The sequence below is a fragment of the Micromonospora sp. NPDC049257 genome (assembly GCF_040678915.1).
GTDB lineage: Bacteria > Actinomycetota > Actinomycetes > Mycobacteriales > Micromonosporaceae > Micromonospora > Micromonospora antibiotica.
In genome coordinates, this window is sequence record NZ_JBFAQU010000008.1 from 211,394 (window position 1) to 235,730 (window position 24,337).

At 72.8% G+C, this 24,337-nt stretch carries 27 protein-coding genes; 13 read left to right on the forward strand and 14 right to left on the reverse strand.

Annotation, left to right across the window (positions count from 1 at the left end; translation table 11 throughout):
* Positions 1-13 precede the first annotated feature (13 nt).
* The 3 genes from AB0K25_RS15455 to AB0K25_RS15465 are packed head-to-tail and all read left to right on the forward strand — an operon-like array spanning position 14 to position 4,674.
* The gene (locus tag AB0K25_RS15455; RefSeq protein ID WP_219466072.1) at positions 14-988 is read left to right on the forward strand and encodes a hypothetical protein; all 975 of its coding nucleotides are present in this window, start codon (positions 14-16) and stop codon (positions 986-988) included.
* Positions 989-992: 4 nt separating this feature from the next.
* Positions 993-2,882 (forward strand): ABC transporter ATP-binding protein, encoded by a 1,890-nt coding sequence (locus tag AB0K25_RS15460; protein WP_219466069.1) that lies wholly within the window; start codon positions 993-995, stop codon positions 2,880-2,882.
* Positions 2,883-2,886: 4 nt separating this feature from the next.
* On the forward strand, positions 2,887-4,674 hold the full coding sequence (locus tag AB0K25_RS15465; protein WP_219466066.1) for an ABC transporter ATP-binding protein: 1,788 nt from the start codon (positions 2,887-2,889) through the stop codon (positions 4,672-4,674).
* Positions 4,675-4,676: 2 nt separating this feature from the next.
* On the opposite strand, the gene AB0K25_RS15470 is transcribed toward AB0K25_RS15465, so the two are convergent.
* Together AB0K25_RS15470 and AB0K25_RS15475 are read right to left on the reverse strand one after the other, a co-directional pair.
* Positions 4,677-4,955 carry a hypothetical protein gene (locus AB0K25_RS15470; RefSeq protein ID WP_219466063.1) on the reverse strand — a complete coding sequence of 93 codons (279 nt, stop codon included), beginning with the start codon at positions 4,953-4,955 and terminating at the stop codon, positions 4,677-4,679.
* Positions 4,952-5,125, reverse strand: coding sequence for a hypothetical protein (locus AB0K25_RS15475; RefSeq protein WP_219466060.1), 174 nt, complete (start codon positions 5,123-5,125; stop codon positions 4,952-4,954). Before AB0K25_RS15475 ends, AB0K25_RS15470 begins: the two co-directional genes overlap by 4 nt.
* Before the next feature lie 206 nt (positions 5,126-5,331).
* On the opposite strand from AB0K25_RS15475, the gene AB0K25_RS15480 reads away from it, so the two are divergent.
* The 4 genes from AB0K25_RS15480 (at position 5,332) to AB0K25_RS15495 (ending at position 8,497) form a co-directional block, all read left to right on the forward strand.
* A complete protein-coding gene (locus AB0K25_RS15480) occupies positions 5,332-5,556 on the forward strand; it encodes a hypothetical protein (protein WP_219466059.1) in 225 nt (74 codons plus the stop codon).
* A gap of 82 nt (positions 5,557-5,638) precedes the next feature.
* Positions 5,639-6,295, forward strand: a complete 657-nt coding sequence (locus AB0K25_RS15485; protein WP_219466057.1) for an HAD family phosphatase — start codon at positions 5,639-5,641, stop codon at positions 6,293-6,295.
* A 41-nt stretch (positions 6,296-6,336) separates the two neighbouring features.
* Positions 6,337-7,473, forward strand: coding sequence for a glutathione-independent formaldehyde dehydrogenase (locus AB0K25_RS15490; RefSeq protein WP_363820677.1), 1,137 nt, complete (start codon positions 6,337-6,339; stop codon positions 7,471-7,473).
* Between the two features lie 10 nt (positions 7,474-7,483).
* Complete coding sequence (locus AB0K25_RS15495) at positions 7,484-8,497, forward strand: NADPH:quinone reductase (RefSeq protein WP_363820680.1); 1,014 nt, start codon at positions 7,484-7,486, stop codon at positions 8,495-8,497.
* A 178-nt stretch (positions 8,498-8,675) separates the two neighbouring features.
* On the opposite strand, the gene AB0K25_RS15500 is transcribed toward AB0K25_RS15495, so the two are convergent.
* Positions 8,676-10,325: a fatty acid--CoA ligase gene (locus tag AB0K25_RS15500; protein ID WP_255597840.1), complete on the reverse strand. Its 1,650-nt coding sequence runs from the start codon at positions 10,323-10,325 to the stop codon at positions 8,676-8,678.
* An 84-nt stretch (positions 10,326-10,409) separates the two neighbouring features.
* Here AB0K25_RS15500 and AB0K25_RS15505 point away from each other — a divergent pair, with 84 nt between their 5' ends.
* Positions 10,410-10,901, forward strand: coding sequence for an NUDIX domain-containing protein (locus AB0K25_RS15505; protein WP_208565590.1), 492 nt, complete (start codon positions 10,410-10,412; stop codon positions 10,899-10,901).
* A gap of 198 nt (positions 10,902-11,099) precedes the next feature.
* Here the strand turns inward: AB0K25_RS15505 and AB0K25_RS15510 are convergent, their stop codons facing one another.
* Both AB0K25_RS15510 and AB0K25_RS15515 read right to left on the reverse strand, forming a co-directional pair.
* Complete coding sequence (locus AB0K25_RS15510) at positions 11,100-12,776, reverse strand: MDR family MFS transporter (protein ID WP_219466034.1); 1,677 nt, start codon at positions 12,774-12,776, stop codon at positions 11,100-11,102.
* 175 nt (positions 12,777-12,951) lie between these two features.
* Entirely contained in the window at positions 12,952-13,494 is a 543-nt protein-coding gene (locus tag AB0K25_RS15515; protein ID WP_208565588.1) for a type 1 glutamine amidotransferase domain-containing protein, read from the reverse strand.
* Between the two features lie 122 nt (positions 13,495-13,616).
* Between AB0K25_RS15515 and rfaE2 the strand changes: the two genes are divergently transcribed.
* Positions 13,617-15,587, forward strand: a complete 1,971-nt coding sequence (rfaE2, locus tag AB0K25_RS15520; RefSeq protein ID WP_357533115.1) for a D-glycero-beta-D-manno-heptose 1-phosphate adenylyltransferase — start codon at positions 13,617-13,619, stop codon at positions 15,585-15,587.
* A complete protein-coding gene (locus tag AB0K25_RS15525) occupies positions 15,584-16,495 on the forward strand; it encodes a glycosyltransferase family A protein (RefSeq protein ID WP_219466028.1) in 912 nt (303 codons plus the stop codon). Before rfaE2 ends, AB0K25_RS15525 begins: the two co-directional genes overlap by 4 nt.
* 122 nt (positions 16,496-16,617) lie before the next feature.
* On the opposite strand, the gene AB0K25_RS15530 is transcribed toward AB0K25_RS15525, so the two are convergent.
* Genes AB0K25_RS15530 through AB0K25_RS15540 form a run of 3 tightly spaced genes read right to left on the reverse strand, consistent with a single transcriptional unit; the run spans position 16,618 to position 18,829 of the window.
* Entirely contained in the window at positions 16,618-17,748 is a 1,131-nt protein-coding gene (locus AB0K25_RS15530; protein WP_363820686.1) for a glycosyltransferase family 9 protein, read from the reverse strand.
* Positions 17,749-17,756: 8 nt separating this feature from the next.
* Positions 17,757-18,326 (reverse strand): Hsp20/alpha crystallin family protein, encoded by a 570-nt coding sequence (locus tag AB0K25_RS15535; RefSeq protein ID WP_357533110.1) that lies wholly within the window; start codon positions 18,324-18,326, stop codon positions 17,757-17,759.
* A complete protein-coding gene (locus tag AB0K25_RS15540) occupies positions 18,323-18,829 on the reverse strand; it encodes a DUF2231 domain-containing protein (protein ID WP_219466022.1) in 507 nt (168 codons plus the stop codon). Before AB0K25_RS15540 ends, AB0K25_RS15535 begins: the two co-directional genes overlap by 4 nt.
* Before the next feature lie 137 nt (positions 18,830-18,966).
* Here AB0K25_RS15540 and AB0K25_RS15545 point away from each other — a divergent pair, with 137 nt between their 5' ends.
* Positions 18,967-19,587 (forward strand): pyridoxamine 5'-phosphate oxidase family protein, encoded by a 621-nt coding sequence (locus AB0K25_RS15545; RefSeq protein WP_219466020.1) that lies wholly within the window; start codon positions 18,967-18,969, stop codon positions 19,585-19,587.
* Between the two features lie 49 nt (positions 19,588-19,636).
* Here AB0K25_RS15545 and AB0K25_RS15550 read toward each other — a convergent pair whose 3' ends face one another.
* From AB0K25_RS15550 to AB0K25_RS15560, 3 genes are all read right to left on the reverse strand, one after another.
* Positions 19,637-20,224 carry an HAD family phosphatase gene (locus AB0K25_RS15550; protein ID WP_363820691.1) on the reverse strand — a complete coding sequence of 196 codons (588 nt, stop codon included), beginning with the start codon at positions 20,222-20,224 and terminating at the stop codon, positions 19,637-19,639.
* Between the two features lie 100 nt (positions 20,225-20,324).
* Positions 20,325-20,477: a hypothetical protein gene (locus tag AB0K25_RS15555; protein WP_208565582.1), complete on the reverse strand. Its 153-nt coding sequence runs from the start codon at positions 20,475-20,477 to the stop codon at positions 20,325-20,327.
* A 282-nt stretch (positions 20,478-20,759) separates the two neighbouring features.
* A complete protein-coding gene (locus AB0K25_RS15560; RefSeq protein ID WP_219466018.1) occupies positions 20,760-21,392 on the reverse strand; it encodes a TetR/AcrR family transcriptional regulator in 633 nt (210 codons plus the stop codon).
* Between the two features lie 143 nt (positions 21,393-21,535).
* On the opposite strand from AB0K25_RS15560, the gene AB0K25_RS15565 reads away from it, so the two are divergent.
* Together AB0K25_RS15565 and AB0K25_RS15570 are read left to right on the forward strand one after the other, a co-directional pair.
* The gene (locus tag AB0K25_RS15565; RefSeq protein WP_357533107.1) at positions 21,536-22,084 is read left to right on the forward strand and encodes an SRPBCC family protein; all 549 of its coding nucleotides are present in this window, start codon (positions 21,536-21,538) and stop codon (positions 22,082-22,084) included.
* 56 nt (positions 22,085-22,140) lie between these two features.
* Positions 22,141-22,503: a hypothetical protein gene (locus tag AB0K25_RS15570; RefSeq protein ID WP_208565579.1), complete on the forward strand. Its 363-nt coding sequence runs from the start codon at positions 22,141-22,143 to the stop codon at positions 22,501-22,503.
* 55 nt (positions 22,504-22,558) lie between these two features.
* On the opposite strand, the gene AB0K25_RS15575 is transcribed toward AB0K25_RS15570, so the two are convergent.
* From AB0K25_RS15575 to AB0K25_RS15585, 3 genes are all read right to left on the reverse strand, one after another.
* A complete protein-coding gene (locus AB0K25_RS15575) occupies positions 22,559-23,053 on the reverse strand; it encodes a hypothetical protein (protein WP_219466010.1) in 495 nt (164 codons plus the stop codon).
* On the reverse strand, positions 23,053-23,571 hold the full coding sequence (locus AB0K25_RS15580) for a SigE family RNA polymerase sigma factor (protein WP_219466008.1): 519 nt from the start codon (positions 23,569-23,571) through the stop codon (positions 23,053-23,055). The genes AB0K25_RS15575 and AB0K25_RS15580 overlap by 1 nt, the downstream gene beginning before the upstream one ends.
* A 120-nt stretch (positions 23,572-23,691) precedes the next feature.
* Positions 23,692-24,210 (reverse strand): hypothetical protein, encoded by a 519-nt coding sequence (locus AB0K25_RS15585; protein ID WP_363820697.1) that lies wholly within the window; start codon positions 24,208-24,210, stop codon positions 23,692-23,694.
* Positions 24,211-24,337: the final 127 nt, after the last annotated feature.

Consider the following 24,337-nt stretch of genomic DNA (forward strand, 5'->3'; position numbering starts at 1 on the left):
GCAAGGAGCCTCGATGACCGACCCGTACCCGCTGCTGCACCGGTTGGCCGCCGCCGACGACGACGCGCTCACCGGCACCCCGCTGCCGCCCGACGGTCGCTACCAGGTCGTCACCACCACCATCGACGAGGTAACCGCCCAGATCGTGCGTACCCTCACGCACGGGTTCGCCGGCCGCAGCCCGGCCGACTTCCCGCTGCTGGTGCTCGGCTGGGGGCGCTGCCGGGTGGGTTCGACGGCGGTGACGAACCTGTTCGGCATGGCCCAGGCGGCGGCCTACTACCAGCCGGTCAAGACCATCGGCCGGTTCGCGCTCACCGGTGGTGAGGGTTCGCCGTGGAAGCTGCCCGACGGTGAGCCGGTGCTGTTCGCCAAGGAGATGGCCGGGCCGTACGTGCCGTTCGAGGCGTTGTTCAACCCGGCGCGTTGCCTGATCGAGGCGGGGTGGCCGGTCGACCGGCTGCGCCTGCTGGTGCTGGACCGTCAGCCCCGGGCGTCGCTCGACTCGTGGATGGCCAAGTGGGCCGGCAAGATCGGCCGGGAGCGGGTGGTGCAGAACTTCGTGCTCAGCACCCTCAACTACGCGCGGATGCGCCGGTACGCGGCGGCGGAGGGGCTGGCGGTGACGCACTTCCCGTACGAGTGCAGCCGGTTCCCGCAGGAGACGGTGTCGCGGTTGTTCACCCGCCTCGACATCGGTCACCTGTACCGGCCGGAGATGCTCACCGGTTGGGGTGCCGCCGGTGACCTCAACTCCGACCAGTCCAAGATCCACAATCCGGTCGAGCCGGAGCCGTACGTCGTGCCCGGCCTGCACGGCAACGCCGACGAGTACCGCTTCCGGGAGCGTCAGGTCACGGCCCTCACCGAGGCGGAGCTGGCCGTGGCGGACAGCCCCGAGGTGGTCGACTCCTACCAGCTCTCGGTGCGTGGCTGCGCCCAGGAGCTGGAGCTGCCCGTGGTGCTGCGGGACAAGGTCTTCGGCTGACCCGATGACCACCTCCACCACCGGCACCGGTCAGCAGTGGCGCGAGGCCGCCGCCGCCCGGCTGCGCATCGCCCGGCAGTTCCCCGCCGCCGGGCCCGGCTGGAGTGCCGTCGCGCTCGCGCTCAGCGTGTCCCGGGGGGTGCTGCCGGTCGTGTTCGCGATCGCCGTCAGCGTCACCGTGGGGCGGATCGGCCCGGTGCTGGCCGGCACCACCGCGCAGGCCGAGGTGTGGTGGCCGCTGGCCGCGGCCGGGGCGGCGTTGATCGCGCTGCAACTGGCCGAGGCGGCGCAGAAGGCCGTCGCCGAGCAGCTCGGTCGACGGGTCGACGGGCACATGTACCGGCGGCTCATCGCCGCGTCGCTGTCGACCCGGGAGATCACCCCGCTGGAGGACCCGGCGGTCCTGGACGAGTTGGGTGAGGCCGGGCACGAGCTGCGGTTCGCGTTCCGCACCCCCGGCGCGGCGTACGCCGGGCTGATCGCGCTGATCGGGCCGTACACCCAGGTCGTCGGGTTCACGGTGGTGGTCGCGGTGGTGCTGGGCCCGTGGGCGGCGCTGGCGATGCTGGTGGTGGTGCTGTTGTTCCGGCACGGCCAGCGGGGTGGGTTGCGCCGCTACGCCCGGGTCATCCGCGACGTGGCGGCGCTGCGCCGGGAGAGCCGTTACCTGCGCGGGCTGGCGATGGGTCCGGCCGCCGCGAAGGAGCTGCGTGTCTTCGGCCTGACCGGCTGGCTGACGGAGCGCTACCGGCAGGTCTACCGTCGGGTCCTGGCCCCGGTGTGGGCCGAGCGGCGGCGCATCTACCTGCGGCCCTACCTGCTCTACACGGCCGTCGGGTTGGTCGGCGTGGCCGCCGTGCTGGCGCTGGCCGGGGTACGCGCCGCCGACGGGGCGGTCGACCTGGCCGGGTTGGCGCTGGTGTTGCAGGCGGTGATGGCGCTGATCCGGCTGGGGGAGTTCTATCCCGACTCCGACACCCAGACCCAGTACGGCATGAACGCCGAGACCGCCGTCACGGCGTTCGAGCGGGCCATGGCCCGCTATGCCGAGCCACCCGACACCGGCCGGGCCGGGCCGCCCGCCACCACCGCCCCGGCGATCGACTTCACCGGGGTACGTTTCGGCTACCCCGGTGCGGCCCGGCCGGTGCTCGACGACCTGGACCTGCACATCCCCGCCGGGCAGTGCACCGCCCTGGTGGGGGCGAACGGGGCGGGCAAGACCACCCTGGTGAAGCTCCTGGCCCGGCTGTACTCGCCCGACGCCGGCACGGTACGCGCCGACGGCGCCGACATCGCCGACCTGCCGGCGCGGGACTGGCAACGCCGGATCGCCGTGGTGTTCCAGGACTTCGTGCGCTACGAGCTCTCCGCCGCCGCCAACATCGGCTTCGGTGCCGTCGAGCACCTCGACGACCGGGCCGGGGTACGCCGCGCGGCACAGGCGGCAGGGCTGCTCGACACCCTCGACGCGTTGCCGAACGGCCTGGACACGGTGTTGTCCCGGGCCTACGAGGGTGGTCTGGACCTGTCCGGTGGGCAGTGGCAGCGGATCGCCATCGCACGTGCCCTGTTCGCGCTCTACCACGGCAGCACCGTGCTCGTGCTCGACGAGCCCACGGCGGCGTTGGACGTCCGCGCCGAAGCCGAGTTCTTCGCCCGGTTCGCCGAGCTGACCCGGGGCCGGACGACGATCCTCATCTCGCACCGGCTGTCCAGCGTCCGGTTGGCCGACCGGATCGTCCTGCTCGACCAGGGGAAGGTCGTCGAGCAGGGCAGCCACGACGAGCTGATGGCGGCGGGTGGCCGGTACGCCGCCATGTTCACCCTCCAGGCGGAACGTTTCGCCGACGACGACGCCGGCAGCGGCCCGCAGACCGAGGTGGTGAGGTGAGCCGATGATGAGGTCGATCAGCGGGTTGATGCGGTTGTCGTGGCGGCAGGACCGCCGCAAGATGACCGTGGCGTTGGCGCTGATGGCGGGCAACGCGGTCGCGGTTCCGGCGGCGGCGGTGGCGCTGAAACACCTCACCAACGCGGCGGCGGCGGGTCACGCCGGGACGGCCGCCTGGTCGGGCCTGGCCGTCGCGGTGGCCGCGATCGCGGCGCTGACCTGCGCCCACTTCGCGCACATCGCGTACTTCGAGGTGTCCGAACTCAACGTGCTCAGCACCGACGAGCAGCTCGTCGAGATCAGCAACGGCACGCCGTACCTCGACCACCACGAGCGGCCCGACAGCGCCGACCGGATGGCCCTGGCCCAGGACGAGTTGCAGCGCATCGGCGAGGGGTTGCAGGCGCTGCTGACCGGCGGTTCGCTGGCGGTCAGCCTGTTGCTGACCACCGTGCTGCTCACCCTGGTCCACCCGGCGCTGGTGGCGTTGCCGCTGCTGGCCGCCCTGCCGGTGCTGGCGGGCCGGTGGGCCCAGGCCGCCGCCGACCGGGCCCGCGAGGAGAGCATCGTCGACACCCGGCAGGCCCGGCACCTGTTCGAGCTGACCACCGACGCGGCCTCGGCCAAGGAGCTGCGGCTGTTGGGCCTGGTCGAGCACCTGCAACAGCGTTACGCCGAGCACTGGCAGCGGGCCACCGCCCGGATCTGGCGGGGCGAGCTGACCGCCGGGTGGTGGCGTGCGGCCGGGCAGGCCGTGTTCGGCCTCGGCTACGTCGCCGCGCTGGTCCTGGTCGTCGGCGACGCGATCCGGGGCCACGCGGACGTCGGCGACGTGGTGCTGGCCATCCTGCTCGCCTCGCAGCTCAACCAGCAGGTGGCCGGTGCGGTGACGATCACGCAGCAGCTGGTGCGCAGCGGCCGGTCGCTGCGCCGGCTCGACGAGGTGCGGGAGCTGGTGCCGCAGCCGGTCCCGCCGCCCGGTGCGCCGGTCACCCCGCTGCGCCCGCCCGAGCGGCTACTGGAGGGCATCCGCCTGCGCGGGGTCACCTTCGGCTATCCCGGCGCGGACGGGCCGGTGCTGCGCGACGTGGACCTGCTGCTGCCCGCCGGCAGCACGGTGGCGATCGTCGGCGAGAACGGCGCGGGCAAGACCACGCTGGTCAAGCTGCTCAACCGGTTCTACGAGCCCGACCGGGGCGCGATCCTGATCGACGGCGTCGACCTGCGCCACATCGACCTCGCCGCCTGGCGGGAGCGGACCACGGCCGCGTTCCAGGACTACGCCCGCCCGGAGCTGACCGCCCGGCTGGCCGTGGGCATCGGCGACCTGCCCCGGGCCACCGACGACGACGCGGTACGCACCGGCCTGGCCCGCGCGCACAGCGGCGTCGTCGACCGGCTGCCCTACGGGTTGGACACCCGCCTGGGTCGTAGTCACGCCGACGGCGGGGTGGACGCCTCCGGCGGGCAGTGGCAGCAGCTCGCACTGGGCCGGGCGATGATGCGCGACGCCCCGCTGCTGATGGTGCTGGACGAGCCGGCGTCGGCGCTGGACGCCGAGGCCGAGCACCGGCTGTTCGCGCGGTTCACCGACGGCGCGGCCCGGGTCGCCGCCGACAGCGGCGGGGTGACGGTGTTCGTGTCGCACCGGCTCTCCACCGTCCGCAGCGCCGACCTGATCATCGTGATCGGCGACGGCGGGGTACGCGAGATGGGCACCCACGACGAGCTGATCCGCCTCGACGGGGTGTACGCCACCCTCTACGCCACCCAGGCCACCGCCTACCGCTGAGTTCATGGCCGCACCTTCGAGCTGGGCCGCCGCTGCTGCCCGACCGGCACGGGGGCGGTCCGGCGGTGGACGACCAGCCCCGCCGGCTGCACAAAGATCGACCGTCGGGCCACCGCGTCGCCCTTGTCGTCCAGTTGGTAGACGTCGAGCCAGCACCAGCCGTCGTAGGTGATCCAGTCCAGCATCCGGATCACCCGGCACCGGATGGGCTTGACGAACTGAACGCTGGCCGCACGGGTCACCTGGATCAGGTCTCCCGCCGCCGGCAGGGGCGCCCTCATCGACGCCAACCAAACACTCCGCGGTACCTGCGCCACGCCCTGATCCGGGTGCGGGCGGCCTCCAGCACCGCGCAGAAGCCACTGTCGGAGCACTTGTCGCAATGTTCGTAGCGGTGGCACTCCAGGCAGTCCCAGGCCAGCTCCACCAACAACGGCACCTCACGCGTCACGGTCGCCTCCCAGGGCTCGGGTCATTGCGGCACCCCGCCCCACCGAGCCCAGCTCCACCAGGGCGGGGGCACCGCGTCACCGATTCCACACCCCGAGTTACGCACCTGTCAATCCTGGTAGGCATAATTTGGTGGGACATACTTTGGTCGGGCGTAATTATGCGCTGCCAAATGGGGTAGGCATGGCGATGCCTACCTTGTTTGGCATGGGTGAGCCAGAGGTGCCTGGGCCGCTCGTCGGCCCGGCGGAGATGTTGACCATGCTCGGCGTAGGACGCTCCCGGCTGCGCCAGATCACCGCTCACCCGAAGTTCCCGCGCCCGTTCCAGACGCTGCAAGGCGGCTCTGTGTGGCTGCGGTCAGAAGTCGAGGCGTACATCAGGGAATACCGCCGCCCCAAGCCGCCAGCGGACGAGGACGAGCAGGGCTGACTCCATCGGGACCACCCCGAGGCCGGCGGGCGCTGCCGGCACCGGGCGACCGGGCTCCGGCGGGGTCGGGGAGGATGGCGGGGTGACGGTGGATGCGGTGGTGTTCGACCTGGACGGCGTGATCGTGGACTCGGAGCCGGTCTGGGAGGAGGTGCGCCGGGCGTACGTGGCGGCGCGGGGCGGCACCTGGCAGCCCGACACCCAACGGCGGCTGATGGGGATGAGCACCGGCGAGTGGGCCGAGTACCTCAGCGGTGAGCTGGGCGTCGACCGCAGCGCCGAGCAGGTCGCCGCCGAGGTGGTCGAGGAGATGGCCCGGCGGTACGCGGTGCGCGTACCGCTGATCGACGACGCCGACCTGGTGGTACGCCGGCTGGCCGCGCGGTGGCCGCTGGGGTTGGCCAGTTCCTCGCCGACCCGGCTGATCGTCGCGGCGCTGACCGCCGCAGACCTCACCGCCGAGTTCCGGGTGACCCTGTCGACCGAGCGGACCGCCCGGGGCAAGCCCGCACCCGACGTCTATCTCGCCGTCGCCGAACGGCTCGGGGTCGACCCGGCCCGGTGCGCCGCCGTGGAGGACTCCTCCAACGGGGTCCGCTCGGCCGCCGCCGCCGGGATGCGGGTGATCGCGGTGCCGCACGGGTCGTACCCGCTGGACCCGGACGCGGCGGAGCTGGCCGCCGTGGTGCTCACCTCGGTGCATGATCTCACCCCCGAGGTGGTTGACCAGCTCGGCTGAACCGCCCCCGCGACCCGGCCGGTCCGCTTAGCGTCGGAACCATGAGAGCTGTGGTTTACCAGGGGCCGCACGAGGTGGCCGTCAACGAGGTCGAGGACCCGCGCATCGAGCACCCCGACGACGTGGTCGTGCAGATCACCACGACCGCGATCTGCGGTTCGGACCTGCACATGTACGAGGGGCGCACGCTCGCCGAACCGGGCATCGTCTTCGGCCACGAGAACATGGGCACGGTGGTCGAGGCCGGCACCGGGGTACGCGGGATCAAGGTCGGCGACCGGGTGTCGATGCCGTTCAACGTGGGGTGCGGGTTCTGCCGCAACTGCCGGGAACAGAAGACCGGCTTCTGCCTCACCGTCAACCCCGGCTTCGCCGGTGGCGCGTACGGCTATGTGGCGATGGGGCCGTACCGGGGTGGTCAGGCGGAGTACCTGCGGGTGCCGTTCGCCGACTTCAACTGCCTGAAGCTGCCGCCCGGCACCGAGCACGAGAACGACTACGCGATGCTCGCCGACATCTTCCCCACCGGTTACCACGGGGTGGCGATGACCGGGCTGCGGCCCGGCGAGCGGATCACCGTGATGGGTGGCGGGCCGGTCGGGTTGATGGCCGCGTACTCGGCGGTCCTGATGGGTGCCGCCGAGGTGTTCCTGGTGGACCGGGTGCCGGACCGGCTGCGGCTGGCCGAGTCGATCGGCGCGACCCCGATCGACTTCTCGGCCGGGGACCCGGTGGCGCAGATCCTCGACCGGACCGACGGGGTGGGCACCGACCACGGGGTGGACGCGGTCGGCTACCAGGCCACCGGGGCGGGTGGTGCGGAGCAGCCGGCGTCGGTGCTGAACAGCCTGGTCGAGGTGGTCCGGGCGACCGGCGCGATCGGCGTGGTCGGCCTCTACCTGGCGCACGACCCGGGTGCGCCGGACGAGCACTCCGGCAAGGGTGAGCTGCTGTTCAAGATGGGCAAGCTCTTCGAGAAGGGCCTGCGGATGGGCACCGGGCAGGCCAACGTCAAGACCTACAACGAGTACCTGCGGAACCTGATCATGGCGGGGCGGGCCACACCGAGCTTCGTGGTGAGCAAGGAGTTGCCGCTGGACGCGGCACCGGACGCGTACCAACGTTTCGACCGTCGCGAGGAGGGCTACTCGAAGGTGGTGCTCAAACCGGCGGCCTGAGGAGACGGCGATGCAGACGATCGTGTACGAGCGCACCGGCGACCCGTCGGTGCTCCAACTGGTCGACCGGCCGGTGCCCGAGCCGGGCCCGGGAGAGGTGCTGGTCCGGGTGGCGGTGGCCGGGGTGAACCCGACCGACTGGAAGAGCCGGCGGCAGCAGCCGTTGCCGGTCGGCTGGCAGACCCCGGGGCAGGACGGCGCGGGGGTGGTGGAGGCGGTCGGCGCGGGGGTCGACCGGGCCCTCACCGGTGAACGGGTGTGGCTCTGGGAAGCCGCCTGGCAGCGGCCCTGGGGCACCGCCGCCGAATACACGGTGGTGCCGGTCCGGCAGGTGGTGCCGCTCGGGGACGCCTCGTTCGACCTGGGTGCCTGCCTGGGCATCCCGTTCCTCACCGCGCACCGCTGCCTGACCGTCGGGGAGTACGTGCCGGACACCCTGCACGCCGGGGCGCTCAGCGACCACGTGGTGCTGGTGCAGGGTGGGGCGGGTGCGGTCGGCAACGCGGCGATCCAGTTGGCCCGCTGGGCCGACGCCTGCGTCGTCGCGACGGTGAGCAGCCCGGAGAAGGCGCAGTTGGCGGCGGCGGCCGGAGCCTCCTTCGTGGTCGACTACCGGGAGCAGGACGTGGTCGAGGAGGTCCGCAAGATCGCCCCCGACGGGGTGCACACGATCGTCGAGGTCTCGGCCGCCCGCAACGCCGCCGTCGACGTGCAGCTGCTGCGTACCGGCGGGGTGGTCTGCGTCTACGCCGACGACGGTGGGGGTGAGCTGACCCTGCCGATCCGGCCGCTGATGGCGCCCAACGCCCGCTGGCAGTTCGTGCTGGTCTACACGGCCCCGAAGGCGGCCAAGGCGCACGCGGTCACCGACGTGGCGGCGGCCGTCGCCCAGGGGGCCGTGCGGGTGGGTGAGGCGGCCGGCCTGCCGCTGCACCGTTTTCCGTTGGCGCAGGCCGCAGACGCGCACCAGGCGGTGGAGGACGCGGTGGTGGGGAAGGTGCTGCTCGACACCGCCGGGCAGTAGTTCCGAGGACAGTTCGCAATAACCCGGACAGACGCGAGGAAGTTTCGCAACAATGACATAGCGGGTCGCCCGCGAGGAAGGGCGGCCCCGGCGCGGTGCGAACGCCGGGGCCGCCCCTGGGGAGGGATGTTTCAGGAGTGACGTCCCTACCCCATCGGCGACGAGTCGCCGAAAAGTGTTACGGCCCCGCCAGCTCCCGTACCTCCAGGTCGCCGTCGGCGTACCGCGCACGCACCACCTTCTTGTCGAACTTGCCGACACTGGTCTTGGGCACCGCGTCGATGACCGCCCAGCGCTCCGGCACCTGCCAGTGTGCCACCGAGCCGGCGAGGAACGCACGGAGCTGCTCCACACCGGTCGACGCGCCCGCACGCACCACCACCGTGGCCAGTGGACGCTCACCCCACCGCTGGTCCGGCACCCCCACCACACAGGCCTCCTGCACGTCCGGGTGGGCCATCAGGGCATTCTCCAACTCGACCGAGGAGATCCACTCCCCACCCGACTTGATCACGTCCTTGGCCCGGTCGGTGAGGGTGAGGAACCCGTCCGGCGAGAGCATGCCGACATCCCCCGTACGCAGCCAGCCGTCGTGGAACTTCTCCGGGTCGGGGGCGTCCTCGCCGACGTACCGCGCGGTCACCCACGGCCCGCGCACCTCCAACTCCCCCACGGACGTCCCGTCGGCGGGCAACGGCTCACCCAGCGGGTCGACGATCCGGGCCGCCACCCCCGCCGGCACCCGACCCTGCGTGTAGCGGTACCGCCAGGCGTCGTCCCCGGTCGCCCCGGCCGGCGCCCGGGACACCGACCCCAGCGGGGACATCTCGGTCATCCCCCAGGCGTGGATCACGTCGATGCCGTGCCGCTCGGCGAACGCGTGCATCAACGCCGGCGGGCAGGCCGAACCGCCGACGATCACCTCCTTGAGCGACGAGGTGTCCACGTCGTGGGCGTCCAGGTGCGCCAGCAGGTCGTTCCAGATGGTCGGCACCGCGCCGGCCAGGGTGGGCCGCTCGGCGGCGATCATCTCGGCGATCGGCGCGGCCTGGAGGAACCGGTCCGGCATGATCAGTGACGCGCCGGAGAGGAACGCCGCGTACGGCAACCCCCACGACATCGCGTGGAACATCGGCACGATGGCCAGCTCCCGGTCCCCCGGACCCAGCCCGAACCCCTCCGGCAGGCACACCTGCAACGAGTGCAGATAGATCGACCGGTGCGAGTAGGCGACCCCCTTGGGATTGCCGGTGGTGCCGGAGGTGTAACAGAGCGCGGCGGCGTCCCGCTCGTCCACCTCCGGCCAGTCGAAGTGCTCGGGCCGGCCGGCCAGCAGGTCGTCCCACCGGTGGAAGGTGACCTGGTCCCCGGCGACCGCCCGCAACGGCCCGGGATCGCCCCCGCCGACCACCACCACGTGCCGCACCGTGGTCAACTCGCCGAGCACCCGGGCCAGCAGCGGGATCAGCGTCGAGTCGACGAGCACCACCCGGTCCTGCGCGTGGTTGGCGATGTAGGCGACCTGGTCGGGAAAGAGCCGCAGGTTGAGCGTGTGCAGCACCGCACCCATGCTCGGCACCGCGAAGTACGCCACCAGGTGCTCGTTGTTGTTCCACATGAAGGTGGCGACCCGTTCGTCGCCGGTCACCCCGCACTCGTCGCGCAGCGCGTGGGCCAGCCGGGCCGCCGCGCGACCCACCTCGGCGTACGACATCCGGCGCGGCTCGGCACCCGTCCAGGTGACCACCTCGGCCGTGCCGTGCACCGTCGCACCGTGTTCGAGGATCCGGGCGACCTGGAGCGGGGCGTCCATCATCGTGCTACGCATGGGTGACAAGCTAGTGTCGCCGGTCACACCTTGGGAACCCCCGGAACGCCGAACCCCTCCCCGGATGGTGCGTAGATTGTCCGGGTGAGTATCTCCTGGGCCGACTCGTACGTGGGACAGCTACGCGCCCTGGCCGGCGATCGGACGCTGATGTTCGTCGGCGCGCGGGCCGTGGTACGCGACAACGCCGGCCGGGTGCTGCTGATCCGCCGCTCGGACAACGGCCAGTGGGCGCTGCCGGCGGGCGCGATGGAACTCGGCGAGTCGATCGCCGACTGCGCGGTCCGCGAAGTCCGCGAGGAGACCGGCCTGCGCGCCCTGCGGGTCAGCGCCTTCGCCCTCTACACCGGCCCCGACCGCACCCACACCAACATGTACGGCCACACCTACCAGATCTTCACCACCGCGTTCCGGGTCGACGACTGGGACGGCGAACTCACCCGCGTCACCGACGAGACCACCGACGCCGCCTTCCTGCACCCGCACGAGTTCCCCGCCCCGCTCTCCCTCTCGGTCCCGGAAACCCTCGCCGACCTCACCGTCTTCGACCAAACCAACCGCCTCATCCTCAAGTAGCCCCCCGCCCTCGCCCTCCCCGCCCCCGCCCCGAGCAGCCTCTCCACCTGCGCCCGCTTAGCCCACTTCACCCCCATTCCCGCCCCGGTGATCAAGAGGTTTACGTCAACCTCCGCGCGATTTCTGACGCAAACTTCTTGATCACCGGGGCGGGGTGGGGCCGGGGGCGGGGGCGGGCGGGGATGGGGTGGGGTGGGGTTAGAGCATGGTTTGGGATTTGGCGTTGAGGTCGGCGGCGGCTTCCGCCTTGGACTCCTTGGTCAGGGGTTTGCCGCCGGGGGCGGGGGCCTTGCCGCCGAGGGGGTCGACGCCGCCGGTCGCGCCCTGCGGGCCGGCACCCCGGAGCTGATCGTTGGGCAGGGCCAGGGTGACCAGCACGGCCACCAGGGCGATCAGGCCGGTGGTCAGGAACACCAGGTGCAGCGACTCGACGAAGGACGCCTGGATGGCCGCCCGGACCGGGCCGGGCAGGGCCAGGATGGTCGCCGGGTCGTTGATCGAGATGCTGGTGCCGCCGCTGGCCGCCACCGCCGCCTGCTGGTCGGCCGGGAGCTGGGCGATCGCGCCGGGCAGCCGGTCGGCGAGCCCGCTGGCGAGCCGGGTGGAGAGCACCGCGCCCAGGATGGCCACCCCGAACGAACCGCCCAGCGACCGGAAGAACGTCGCCGAGGAGGTCGCCGCGCCGAGGTTCCGCACGTCCACGGCGTTTTGTACGCCGAGGATCAGCGACTGCATGCACAGGCCCAGCCCGACGCCGATCACCACCATGTAGCCGAACGCCGCCCAGAGCGAGCTGTCCACCTGGAGCCGGGTGAACAGCAGCATCCCGACGACCAGCACCACCGAACCGGCCACCGGGAACCACTTGTACCGGCCGATCCGGCTCATCGCCCGGCCGGTGACGATCGAGGTGACGATGATGCCGGCCATCATCGGCAGCATCAGCAGGCCGCTGCGGGTGGGCGAGGCGCCCTTGACGATCTGCAGGTAGAGCGGGATGAAGATGATCGACCCGAACATCACCAGACCGAGCACGAAGCCCGCCGAGTTGGCCAGCGCGAACGTCGCGGAGCGGAACAGCCCCAGCGGCAGGATCGGTTCGGTGACCCGGGCCTCCTGGAGCACGAACGCAACCCCGAGCACCGCACCCGCCACGAACAGCCCGATGATCGTCGGCGAGCCCCAGGCGTACGAGTTGCCGCCCCAGCTCAGCGCCAGCAGCAACGCGCTCACCCCGGCGACCAGCAGCGCCGCGCCCAACCAGTCGACGGTGTGCTCCCGCCGCTCGAACGGGATCAACCGCAGCACGTGGTAGCAGACCACGATCGCCAACAGCGCCAACGGCACGTTGAGATAGAAGATCCACCGCCAGTTGGTCTCCGCGAAGTAGCCGCCGACCAGCGGCCCGGCCACCGAGGAGACGCCGAAGACCGCGCCGAACAACCCCTGGTAGCGGCCACGTTCCCGGGGCGACACCACGTCCGAGATGATGGTGAACGCCAACGTCATCAGGCCACCCGCGCCGATGCCCTGCACGCCCCGGGTGACGATCAGCTGGGTCATGTCCTGCGACAGGCCGGCCAGCAGCGAGCCGAGCAGGAACGTGCCGATCGAGAACAGGAAGACGGGTCGGCGGCCGTACAGGTCGGCCATCTTGCCGTAGAGCGGGGTGGAGGCGGTCGAGGCGAGCAGGTAGGCGGTGACCACCCACGAGTAGTGGTCGATCCCGCCCAGCTCGCCGACGATGGTGGGCAACGCCGTACCGACGATGGTCTGGTCCAGCGCGGCCAACAACATGCCGGTCATCAGGCCGAACATCAACATGCGCAGCTGGCGGGCCTGGAGCACCGGGCTGCCGTGGGTCTGGGCGGTCATCCCGCCTTCTTTCCCGCTCCCCCGCGAACATGCCTACCACCGCAGGAAACCTGCCCGCGGACCCGCCCGGCACCGACGGGCACGCGGGCCACCGGGGACCCGCCTGCCCGTCGGGGGTACGCCTCAGGCGGGCACGCGGGCCACCGGGGACCCACCTGCCCCTCGGGGGTACGCCTCAGGCGGCGAACCGGTCGACGAGTGCGGCGCAGAACGCCGGGAGGTCGTCGGGATTGCGGCTGCTGACCAGGTTGCCGTCGGTCACCACCTGCTCGTCCACCCAGGTCGCACCGGCGTTGGTCAGGTCGGTACGCAGGCTCGGCCAGCTGGTGATCCGGCGACCGGCCACCACGCCCGCCTCGACCAGGGTCCACGGGCCGTGGCAGATCACCCCGACCGGCTTGCCGGCCGCGAAGAACGCCTGCACGAACCGGACCGCGTCCGGGTCCGTACGCAGGAAGTCCGGGTTGGCCACCCCGCCGGGCAGCACCAGCGCGTCGTAGCCGTCGGCGTCCGCGTCGGCCGCCGTCACCGCCACGTCGTACGTCTTGCCCTGGTCCAGATGGTTGAAGGCCTGGATGGTGCCGGGCTTGAGCGATACCAGCTCGGCGGTCGCGCCCGCCTTCTCGACCGCCTCACGCGGCTGGACGTACTCGACCTCCTCCACGCCGTCGGTGGCGAGGAACGCGATCCGCTTGCCCTGCAATGTCGTGGCTGCCATGTCGGTTTTCCCCTCTCCGGATACCTCTGGTCGGTTCCCGGGGTGTAGGGCCCGAAACGTGACCCTGGTCGCCGGGCATGGCGGAGGGTTTGGCCTGGTCGGCGCGGGGGACCCCGGTGGGCATGGCAGGAGCAGCAGCGGAACAGCGCCGGCTCGCCACCGTGGTGGAGAGCTGGCGGGACCGGGCCGTCCTCGTCGTCGGCGACGCCATGCTCGACGAGTGGCGCTTCGCCGAGTCGGAGCGGCTGTGCCGGGAGGCGCCCGCGCCGATCCTCACCCTGCGTCGACGGATCACCGCCGCAGGTGGGGCCGCGAACACCGCGGTCAACGTCGCCACCCTCGGCGGAAGGGCGCTGCTGGTCGCCCCGGTCGGGGCGGACGTGGCCGGCGACGAACTGCACGATTGCCTGGACCGGGCCGGCGTCTGGGACCGTACGGTCGGCGAACCGCACCGGCCGACGCCGGTGAAACGCCGGATGCTGGCCGGCAACCAGATCCTGCTCCGGGAGGACTCCGGCGAGCCCGACGAACCGCTCGACGACGACGGTGTCGCCCGGCTGCTCACCGCCCTGAGCTGCGCCACCGAGGAGCTGCGGGCGGTGGCCGGCGGGGCCGCGCCCACCCTGGTGGTCTGCGACTACGGTCTCGGCGCGCTGCCCGCCCCGGTGCGCGCCTGGCTGTTCGCCCACCGGCACCGGTACGCCACCGTCGCCCTGGACGCCCACGACCTGGCCGACTGGCGGGGGCTGAACCCGACGGTGGTCACCCCCAGCTTCGCCGAGGCGACCCGGCTGCTGGCCCGCGCCGCCGCCGGCTTCGGCGCACCGCCCACCCCGACCCGTACCGGCGGCACCGGCCTGCACCTGGACCACCCGCCGAGCGATCCGACGGACGGGCCGTCGGAGCTGGTCGTGGGCACCGCCCCGGGTGGGGTCGGCCGGGCACCCGCCGGCCCGACCGGCGAACCGACCCCCGGTGAGGGGCGGGTCGCGATGACCGGCGACGGGTTGAGCGTGACCGGGGCCGGGGTGACCGTCAACGCCACCGTCGGGGAGGGCGTCGACCGGGCCGAACTGGCGCAGGCGCGGCTGGCCGAGCTGCGCGCGCACACCGGCGCGGACGTCGTCGCGGTGACCCTGGACACCGAGGGCGCCATCGTCGGCGGCGCGGACGGCGCACACCGGCGCAGCCACAGCACGCCCGTCCCGGCCAGTCACGCCGTCGGCGCGGGGGACGCCTACCTGGCGGCGATGACCCTCGCGCTGGCCGCCGAGGCGTCGCTGCCGACCGCCGCCCAGTTGGCCCAGCTCGCCGCCACCATCACCGTCTCCGACACCGGCACCTGTGTGTGCCGGTGGGAGGACCTGCTCGACGCGCTCGGTGGCGCACCCGACGGCACCGCCCACCCGACGCTGGTCGGCACCGGCGAGCTGGACGCGATCGTCGCCGACCACCGGCGGGCCGGCCGGTCGGTGGTCTTCACCAACGGCTGCTTCGACGTGCTGCACCCCGGTCACGTGCGTTACCTGGAGCAGGCGCGGGCCCTGGGGGATCTGCTGGTGGTCGCGGTCAACTCCGACTCCAGCGTCCGCCGGCTCAAGGGTGCCGACCGGCCGGTCAACCCGGTCGAGGACCGGATCACCCTGCTCGCCGCGTTGTCCTGCGTGGACCACGTGGTGGTCTTCGAGGAGGACTCGCCGGTCGGCCTGATCGAGGCGGTCCGCCCCGACGTGTACGTCAAGGGCGGCGACTACCCGCCGGAGATGGTCCCGGAGGCGTCGCTGGTCCGCCGGCTCGGCGGTCAGGTACGCACCCTCGGCTACGTGCCGGACCGGTCCACCTCGGCGATCATCGACCGGATCCGCGCCCAGGCCGCCGAGGGCGCCGCCGACCAGGCCACCCGGACCACCGCCGGCCAGGCCACCCGGACCACCGCCGGCCGGGCCGCCCACACCGCCGGCCGGGCCGCCGCCGACGGTCGTGCCGGGGCGGTACGACCCGCCGTCGACCCGTCGGCGGCACCCGGCCCGGAGCCGACGACGACCCACCCGACCCCGACCCCGACCGCGCAGAGCCTGGGCAGGACCCCGTGAACCGACCGCTCGACCTCGGCACGCCCGGGGAGTTCCGCCGACCCCGTCGGCTCGACGTGCTGATCCCCACCCGCAACCGCCCGGCCGAACTGGCGGTCACCCTGGCCGGGCTGGCCGCCCAGGTCGAGATCCCCGACTTCGGGGTGGTGGTCAGCGACCAGTCCGACGACGACCCGGCGTACGCGCACCCGGCGGCGGCCACCATGGTCCGGGCGTTGCGCCACCGGGGGCACCCGGTGCTGCTGACCCGCCGACTGCCCCGGCGCGGGCTGGCCGAACACCGGGCGTACCTGCTGGACCGGTCGGTGGCCCGGTACGTGCTCTGCCTCGACGACGACGTCTGGCTCGAACCGGGCACCCTCGGCCGGCTGGTCACCGCGATCGGGAAACTGGGCTGCGGGTTCGTCGGCAACGCGGTGCACGGCCTGTCGTACGCCGACGACGTCCGCCCCGAGACGCACGGGCACTACGAGGAGTGGGACGGGCCGGTGGTGCCGGAACTGGTCCGCCCCGACACCCCGCAGTGGCAGCGGGCCGCCATCCACCCGGCCGCGAACCTGCTGCACGTCCAGCAGAAGGTGGGCCTGCCGCCGGGGGCGTGGCGGGCGTACAAGATCTCCTGGATCGGCGGTTGCGTGCTCTACGACCGGGCGGCGCTTGTCGACTCGGGCGGCTTCGAGTTCTGGCGGCGGGTTCCGGCGAACCACCAGGGCGAGGACGTCGCCGCCCAGCTCGCGGTGCTGGCCCGGTACGGCGGCGCGGGTGTGCTGCCCAGCGGCGCCTACCACCTGGAGTCACCGACCACGGTCACCGAACGTGCCGTCGAGGCGTGGGAGGTGGTCGCCGCCGACACCACACGGCAGACCACCACGCGTCCGGCCCGCGCCGACACCACCCAACCGGCCTGATCCGGCCCCACACCGCACAACCAGCCCGGGTCGCACCGGCCAACTCGACCCCGGCCGCCGGTCGCGGTGAGGGCGGTCTGGGGCGTGGCGGTCTGGGGCGTGGGCGGTCAGGGGCGTGGCGGTCAGGGGGCGGTCACCGCGCCCGGTTCGGGGTGGAGCAGGTCGGCGGCGGCTTCGAGCACCTCGACCACCGGCACGTCGGCGACGAACGAGTCCCGGTGCGGGCAGTTGCCGTCGCCGGGCCGGTGCGGATAGATGCCCGGGGTGCAGTCGACCCCGCAGACCGGGCAGCGCGTCGTCCAGGCGGCGATCGGGCGGTGCCGGCCGCGCAGCGGGGTCGCCCCGTTGATCATGTTGCCGACCCAGTAGACACCCACCGTCGGGGTGCCCACCGCGCCGGCCAGGTGCAGCGGGCCGGTGTCGTTGGAGACCACCAACGCGCAGCCCGCGTAAGCGGCGGCCAGCCCGCCGAGGCTGAGCGTGCCGACCTGGGGACGGACCGGCACCCCGGCCGCCGCGACCACCTCGTCCACCACCGCCCGCTCGGCGGGGGTGCCGGTGACCAGCACCTCGTACCCGTCGTCGTGCAGGGTCCGGGCCACCTCGGCGAACCGCCGCGCGGGCCAGCGCCGCCGGGTGTCGCTCGCCCCGGGGTGCAGCGCCACCCGGGGCCGGTCCGGCTCGCCAAGCACCGCCCGCGCCTGCGCCTGGTCCGCGTCGGTCACCGAAAGCGTCGGTACGACGGTGACCGCACCCGCCCCGACCAGGGCCACCACCTCCAGGTAGCGGGTCACCTCGGGCTGGTAGTAGACGTAGCGCAGCCAGCGGTCCAGCGGTGGGGCGTCCTCGGCGCGCAACCCGGCGGTGACCCGGGCCCCCAACCGGCTCATGATCGGATTCGAGTTGGCTCCGCCACCGTGCACCTGCAACGCCAGGTCGTAGCCCTCCCGGGCCGCGTCGGCCAGGAAGTCGTCGAGCGACCCGGGCGGCTCGTCGGGGCCGGGCTCGCGGATGCCGGGAGCCGGTGGGACGACCAGCACCCGGTCGACCGGGCCGGGCCGGTCGCGCCACAGCGTCGCGTGCCACGGCGCACCGAACAGCACGATCTCCGCCGTCGGGTACGCCGCCCGCAGCGACTCCAGGGCGGGCAGCAGGAAGATGAGGTCGCCGAGCGCGTTGGCGCGCAGCACGGCGATCCGGGCCACGTCGGGCACCCGCTCGCCCAACGGGCCACCCAGTGCCGGGCTGTCCACCGGGGCCCCTACGGCCGGTCGGGCGGGTCGACGGCGGTGTCCGGGTGGTGCAGTTCCCGGTCCGCCGCCGGGTCCACGCCGGTGGGCGTACCGGTGCGGGTGGGGCCGGGCGGGTAGCCGGCGCGGCCGACGGTGATGGTGCGCGGCGTGGGCCGCGCCGCCCGGGGCAGGTGGACCCGGAGCAGGCCGTGGTCCATCACCGCGTCGATGGCGTCGGGGTCGACCCGCGACGGCAGGTCCACCCGGTGTTCGAAGCTGCGGGTCTCGACCCCACCGGGGATGCCCTGGTCGGCGTTGACCTCGGCCTCCGACCGGGCCCGGACGCAGAGTTCCCGGTCGTCCAGCTCGACGGCGACCTCCTCCGGGGCCACCCCGGGCAGCCGCACGGTCACCTGCCAGCCGTCGGCGACCTCGGTCAGCTCGACGTCGGGCGACACACCCCGGCCGCCGGCCAGCCGGCTCAGCTCGGCGCGCAACGCCTGGAGTTCGCCCGTCAGGTCCCCGCCCTGCTGGCGGCTGCCCCGGCCCGGCTGCTCCCCGCCCTGCTGGCGGCTGCCCCGGCCCGGCTGCTCCGTCATCGCACCTCTCCCACCGGTCGGCTGGCCGGGACGGGCCGCAGCGAGCTGGGGGCGTCCAGGCCGGCGTCGGAGTCGACGCCCACCCCCAACCGGTCGACCAGTTCCCCGCCGAGCCAGGCGCTGACGCCGAGGATGGCCAGGCCGACCACCTCGATGGCGATCAACGCGCCACCGGCCGCCCGGGAGCCGGCGTTCAACCGGACCGCCCAGACGGCGGCGAAGAGCAGGATCACCGCGACGTTCGCCGCCGCGTGGGTGAGCGCCACCCGCTTCGCCCGGGTGCCGGCCGGGATGGCCAGCAGGTCGAACGCGCCGGCCACCGCGGCCAGCAGACCACCGACCAGGCCGACGGTGATGTTCCAGTACGCCACCTCGGCGAGGAAGTCGGGGCCGCCGACCGTGTCCACGACGTCGAAGAGGGTGCCGGTGACCAGCAACGCGACCGGGAACATCACCAGCATCGGATGCACCGGGTGCCCGAGCACCTTCAGTCGGCTCTCCATCGCGGGCCCTCCACTGCTTCGTCCGGGGGCAGGGTGGCCGGTCGGGGACAAACCGGCTCGCCATGCCCGCATAGGCTGCGTACGGCGGCCGGTGTGCCACCGCCCGCCACCGAGATCAACGGACGGGGGAGGCGGACGTGACGGTGGAGATCACCTCACACGAGGAGCTACGCGCGCTACTGGGGGCACCGATGCCCCGGGCGGCGGCCAAGGAACGCACCGTGCTGCACGAACGGGACCGGCAGTGGTTGGCCGCCTCGCCGTTCTGCCTGGTCGCCACGGCCGGCGCGGACGGCAGCTGCGACGTCTCCCCCAAGGGCGACCCGCCCGGCTTCGCGCTGGTGCTCGACGACCGGACGATCGCCGTCCCGGAGCGGCCGGGCAACCGGCGGGCCGACGGCTACCGCAACATCCTCGACAACCCGCACGTCGGGTTGATCTTCCTGATCCCGGGCCGGACGGACACCCTGCGGATCAACGGCCGGGCGAAGCTGGTGCGCGACGCGCCCTACTTCGACGACATGCTGGTCCAGGGGCACCGGCCGGTGCTCGCCGTCGAAGTGGCCGTCGAGCAGATCTTCTACCACTGCGCGAAGGCGTTCCTCCGCTCCGAGCTGTGGCAGCCGGAGACCTGGCAGCCGGACACGTTGCCGTCCCGCGCCCGGCTGGTCAAGGAGGTCGAGACGCCGGCCGAGAGCCTGGCCGACCTGGAGCGCTACTACGGCCCGGCGTACGCGGAGAAGCTCTACCGGGGTTGACCGGCGGGTCCCGGGCCGGCGGTGGTCGGGGCCGGCGGCCCGACCGGGTTCAGCGTTGCCAGGGCGGCGGGACGCGGACCGAGGCCATGCCCGCCGCCGTCGCCGCCGCGACCCCCAGGTCGGTGTCCTCGAACACCAGACACTGCTCCGGCGGTACGTCGAGCAGCCGGGCCGCCAGCAGATAGCACTCCGGGTCCGGCTTGGCCCGCGCGTAGTCCTCCGCGCAGATCAGCACGTCGAACCGGTCGAGCAGGTCGAGCGCGGACAGCGAGGCGGTCACCGATTCCCGGGTGCTGCCGGAGACCACCGCGAACGGCACCCGCCGGTGTGCCCGCTCGATGTGCGCCAGCACCCCGGGCACGGCGGTGAGCTGCGGCAGGAAGGTCTGATAGGCGTCCTCCCGGCGACGCGCCACCACGTCGACCGGCATGGCCAGCCCGTGCCGCGCGTTGAGGTCGACGACGATGTCGGCCACCGGCCGGCCGCCCCAGGCGTAGAAGAGGTCCTCGGGCAGGTCGCAGCCCCACTCGTCGAGCGCGGCCCGCCAGGCCAGGTGGTGCACCGGCATGGAGTCGACGATGGTGCCGTCGCAGTCGAACAGGTAGGCCCGGAAGTCGCCGGGCGGCAGGGGCAGCACGGGCCCAGGATAGCCACGCCGGGACCTGCCCCTCTCCCACCGGCCGTCTCCCGCCGACACGCGACGACCGGGCTGCGTGGTGGGTCGGGCTGCGGTCCGGTCAGTGGTCCGGGTCGGTGCGGGTCAGGTCGCGCAGCGCGTCCTGCGGGGCGGCGCGGCGCAGGTAGTCGCGGCGCATCCGGCGACGGTCACGCCGGCACCGGCCGCACGCCCAGGGCAGCGGCCACCACCGGCCACAGAAGGCACATCTCATCGAGGGGTCCCATCCTCGCAAGCGTACGGTGGCCGACTGCTCACATTAGTCGTGCCGAGCCACGGGCACCGACCCGTGCCGACGCGGGTGGCCGGAGCGCAGCCCTGCACCGACGCGGACGCCCCCGGGGGCGTCGGCGGCCGGCAGGGGCGGGCGGCGGCGGGTGCGGACGGTCAGCCGGCGGGCGTCGGCTGCCGGCAGGGGCGGTCGGCGTCGGCGGTCGGGGCAGGCCGCCGGCTCGGCGGTCGGGCAGGCGGGCGGCGTCGGCGGTCGAGGCGGCGGTCAGCGGCCGAGGAGGTCGTCGATCTCGTCGTCGAACAGCAGCGCGGGGTCGAATCCCATGTCGGCGAAGTGGCCGGCGAGTTCGAGGGACAGGACGCCGTGCACCCGGGTCCAGAAGGCCAGCGCCTGCCGCAACGCGGCAGCCGGCACGGTCGGGTCCCCGGCCCAGCCGCGATGGTCGTCGAGATGGGCCTCGATCCGCCGTCCGGAGGGCTGGACGTCGCGTCTGCGGTAGGCGTCGACGACCGTCGCCATGATCTCGGCCGAGATGGCGGTGGTGTCGTCGGGGGCGTGGTAGCCGGGCACGGGCGTACCCCAGATCAGCAGGTAGCGCTGCGGATCGTCCAGAGCCCAGGCCCGCACGGTGTTCGCCAGTCCGGCGACGTCGGCACCGGCGTCGGCGGCGGTACGGAGCGCGTCGGCGAGGCTGCGGTACGCGTCGCGGATCAGGGCGGTGATCAGCTCGTCCCGACTGGCGAAGTACCGGTAGAGGGCCGGGCCACTCATCCCCAGTTGCTCGGCGATCGCCTTGAGGGACAGCGCCGACACCCCGGTCGTGGCGAGCTGCTCCCAGGCCCGTTGTTTGATCTCCGCCCGCACCTGGGCGCGGTACCGCTCGCGCGGACCGGTCACGTCGGCACCCATGGACCCCCCGTTCGCACACCTACCATCACGACAGTTACAGGCTATCACTTCCGCTATTGACCGAAGTTCCCTGAAGTTATACGGTCTAACTCAAGCGACATGGCGTCGCAAAGTGAGAGAGGTGGAGTCAGATGGCATCGACCACGAACCAGCCGGTGATCGCCTGCGACGGGCAGGGCGTCGACCCGACGGCCCGCATCCGGTACCGCGCCGAGATGCTGATCGACGCGTCGCTGCACACCGTCTGGCACCTCCAGACCGACGTCGAGAACTGGCCCTCCTGGCAGGCCCCGGTCACCACCGTCGCCCGCCTCGACGACGGCGACCTGCGCGCGGGGTCGGCGTTCCGCTGGACCACGCCGGTCCCGGAAACCCCGATGACCCCGGCGACGACGCTGACCATCACCTCGACCGTCACGCAGCTGACGCCCTACCGGTGCATTCGCTGGGCCGGCCCGGGGACCGGCGACGGACTCCACATCGACAACGGCGTCCACGTCTGGACCTTCACCGAGGTCCCCGGCGGCGTACTGGTCCGCACCGAGGAGACCTGGACCGGCGCCCAGGTCGAGGCCGACGTGGCAACCTCCACCACCTACCTCGGGTACGGGCTGCAGGCGTGGCTGGCCGACCTCAGGACCGCCGCCGAGAAGGCGGAAGCCGGGCGGACCCGCCCCTGAGCCCGCCCACCGGACGCCGTCCCGTCACCCGACCCCTCGCACCGGAAGGAACCACCATGTCCCATGCCCCGCCTGCGCTCGCGAACCCGGGTGCCCTGCCCCGCTCACGACCCCTCGTCATCAGCGCCTGGGCGGTCGCCGTCCTCGTCGCCGTCCAGTTCGCCATGGTGGCCGTCGTCCCGGTGGCGATCGCGCTGGTCACCGTGCTGCGCCGCGACGCCCTCCGCCCGCTACGGTGGTGGGCCGTCGCACTCGGCGCGGCCTACGGCGCGGGTCTGGCGCTCTGGGCGATCGGCCCGGACCGCGCCCCCAGCCTGTCGAAGAACCTCCACCCCGGGCACGAGGTCGTCATCGTCGTCCTCGGCACCGCCCTCGCGGTCGCCTACCACGCCCTGCGCAGACGCCACGGTGCCCGCTGACCGGGCAGCCGTTCGCCCGCGCTGGTCCGGCCGGGCGTTCCCCGGGGGTCTGCGGTCAGGAGGTGCAGAACGGCGCCGGCTGGGTGAGGCCGAGTTTCTTGCAGTCCCACCCGGCACCCTGGTCCTGGTACCGCCAGCCCACCTCGGCCGTGTAGTGGAACAGGTAGCGGATGTCGCCGCCGGACGGGCGCTTCACGTCGGCCGTCGCCCAGGTCTGCACGCACTGCACCTGCGGGGACGCGAAGGACCAGTCCGGTGGCAGTTCGACCAGGCTGCCGAGGGTTTCGACCGACGGACAGTCGGGTTGACCGGGTCCGGCACCACTGGGGGCGGCTGCGGGTGTCGACGCGTCGGGCCGGTGACCGGCGACGAAGGCGACCGTACCGCCGATGGCGAACACCACCGTTGCGGCGGCGACGCCGGTGGCGATGGTCGCCCGCCGCTGCGTCTGCCGCGACCGGCGCAGGGTCCGCTCGTACAGGTCGGCGCTGCCGCCGTGCTCGCTCAGATCAGACATGGCCTGACGCAGCGGCCCGAGGTTGTCGGTCATCAGGCCTCCTCCAACACGGCCGAGAGCAGTTCGGGCGCGATCTGCCGCATCCGGGCCAGTGCCTTACTGGTCTGACTCTTGATCGTGCCGACCGAGCACTGCAACAGATGCGCGGCCTCGGCCTCGCTGCGGTCCTCGAAGAACCGGATCACCAGCACCGCGCGCTGCCGCTGGGTGAGCTGGGCGAGAGCCTGGTGCAGGGCCAGCTTGAGATCGGTCCGGTGGGTGTGGTCGCTGCCGGGCTGCGCCACGTCGGCCAGTTCCCCGGGCAGGGACTCGGCCACCCTGCGTCGCCGCCACCAGCTCACCTGCTGGTGGTACATCGCAGTGCGGGTGTACGCCTCGAAGTGCCCCGGATCGCCCAGCCGCCGCCGGCCCCGATGCGTACGGGCCAGGGCGTCCTGCACCAGATCCTCGGCGAGGTGACGGTCACCGGTCAGCAGGAACGCCGTCCGGAGCAACGCCGGCGAGCGGGTCTGCACGAACTCCCGGAACTGGTCGTCGATCGACTCCGCCATGCCCCGCTCGTGCCCCCTGGTGCCGCACAGGTTGTCAGGGCGCGGCGGCGGTGCTGCCGGCTGACTGTGGCGCACACCGTAGCCAGTGTGCGCCACAGCGCGCAACCGCGACCACTCTGGTCAGTCGGAGATGCAGAACGGGGCCGGCACGGTCAGACCCAGGTCCTTGCAGTCGTAACCGCTGCCCTCGCCGTAGTACTTCCAGCCCGTACCAGCCGTGTGGTGGAACAGGTAGACGCCGTCACCGGCCTTCGGACCCTGCGGCGCGGCCCCCGCCCAGTCCTTCACACACTCGACCTTGCCGAAGGTCATCCCCTTCGGCAGCTCGACCAGGGATTCCAGCATATTCACCGAAGGACACGAGGGACTCGTGGTCGCCGGCTTCGTCGTTGCCGGCTTCGTCGTCGGCTTCTTCGTCGCGGGCACCGAATCCGAGATGCAGAACGGGGCCGGCACGGTCAGGCCCAGGTCCTTGCAGTCGTAACCGCTGCCCTCGCCGTAGTACTTCCAGCCCGTACCAGCGGTGTAGTGGAACAGGTAGACGCCGTCACCGGCCTTCGGACCCTGCGGCGCGGCCCCCGCCCAGTCCTTCACACACTCGACCTTGCCGAAGGTCATCCCCGCCGGCAGCTCGACCAACTTCTGCAAGGTGCTCGCGGAGGGACAGTCGGCACTCTTGACATCCCCGGCCGTCGTGATGTTCACCGTGGACGTCGGGCTCGGGGTGCCACTCGCCGGAGCGGACGCCGTCGAACCGGGACCTGAT

Excerpts from the sequence above, each read along its gene's own strand:
- AB0K25_RS15495 (WP_363820680.1), top strand. The coding sequence starts at position 7,484 with ATGCAGACGATCGTGTACGAGCGCACCGGCGACCCGTCGGTGCTCCAA.
- AB0K25_RS15500 (WP_255597840.1), bottom strand. The coding sequence starts at position 10,325 with ATGCGTAGCACGATGATGGACGCCCCGCTCCAGGTCGCCCGGATCCTC.
- AB0K25_RS15575 (WP_219466010.1), bottom strand. The coding sequence starts at position 23,053 with ATGACCGACAACCTCGGGCCGCTGCGTCAGGCCATGTCTGATCTGAGC.
- AB0K25_RS15565 (WP_357533107.1), top strand. The coding sequence starts at position 21,536 with ATGGCATCGACCACGAACCAGCCGGTGATCGCCTGCGACGGGCAGGGC.
- AB0K25_RS15555 (WP_208565582.1), bottom strand. The coding sequence starts at position 20,477 with ATGAGATGTGCCTTCTGTGGCCGGTGGTGGCCGCTGCCCTGGGCGTGC.
- AB0K25_RS15535 (WP_357533110.1), bottom strand. The coding sequence starts at position 18,326 with ATGACGGAGCAGCCGGGCCGGGGCAGCCGCCAGCAGGGCGGGGAGCAG.
- AB0K25_RS15570 (WP_208565579.1), top strand. The coding sequence starts at position 22,141 with ATGTCCCATGCCCCGCCTGCGCTCGCGAACCCGGGTGCCCTGCCCCGC.
- AB0K25_RS15465 (WP_219466066.1), top strand. The coding sequence starts at position 2,887 with ATGATGAGGTCGATCAGCGGGTTGATGCGGTTGTCGTGGCGGCAGGAC.
- rfaE2 (WP_357533115.1), top strand. The coding sequence starts at position 13,617 with ATGGCAGGAGCAGCAGCGGAACAGCGCCGGCTCGCCACCGTGGTGGAG.
- AB0K25_RS15460 (WP_219466069.1), top strand. The coding sequence starts at position 993 with ATGACCACCTCCACCACCGGCACCGGTCAGCAGTGGCGCGAGGCCGCC.
- AB0K25_RS15490 (WP_363820677.1), top strand. The coding sequence starts at position 6,337 with ATGAGAGCTGTGGTTTACCAGGGGCCGCACGAGGTGGCCGTCAACGAG.
- AB0K25_RS15515 (WP_208565588.1), bottom strand. The coding sequence starts at position 13,494 with ATGGCAGCCACGACATTGCAGGGCAAGCGGATCGCGTTCCTCGCCACC.
- AB0K25_RS15540 (WP_219466022.1), bottom strand. The coding sequence starts at position 18,829 with ATGGAGAGCCGACTGAAGGTGCTCGGGCACCCGGTGCATCCGATGCTG.
- AB0K25_RS15580 (WP_219466008.1), bottom strand. The coding sequence starts at position 23,571 with ATGGCGGAGTCGATCGACGACCAGTTCCGGGAGTTCGTGCAGACCCGC.
- AB0K25_RS15480 (WP_219466059.1), top strand. The coding sequence starts at position 5,332 with ATGGGTGAGCCAGAGGTGCCTGGGCCGCTCGTCGGCCCGGCGGAGATG.
- AB0K25_RS15470 (WP_219466063.1), bottom strand. The coding sequence starts at position 4,955 with ATGAGGGCGCCCCTGCCGGCGGCGGGAGACCTGATCCAGGTGACCCGT.
- AB0K25_RS15455 (WP_219466072.1), top strand. The coding sequence starts at position 14 with ATGACCGACCCGTACCCGCTGCTGCACCGGTTGGCCGCCGCCGACGAC.
- AB0K25_RS15510 (WP_219466034.1), bottom strand. The coding sequence starts at position 12,776 with ATGACCGCCCAGACCCACGGCAGCCCGGTGCTCCAGGCCCGCCAGCTG.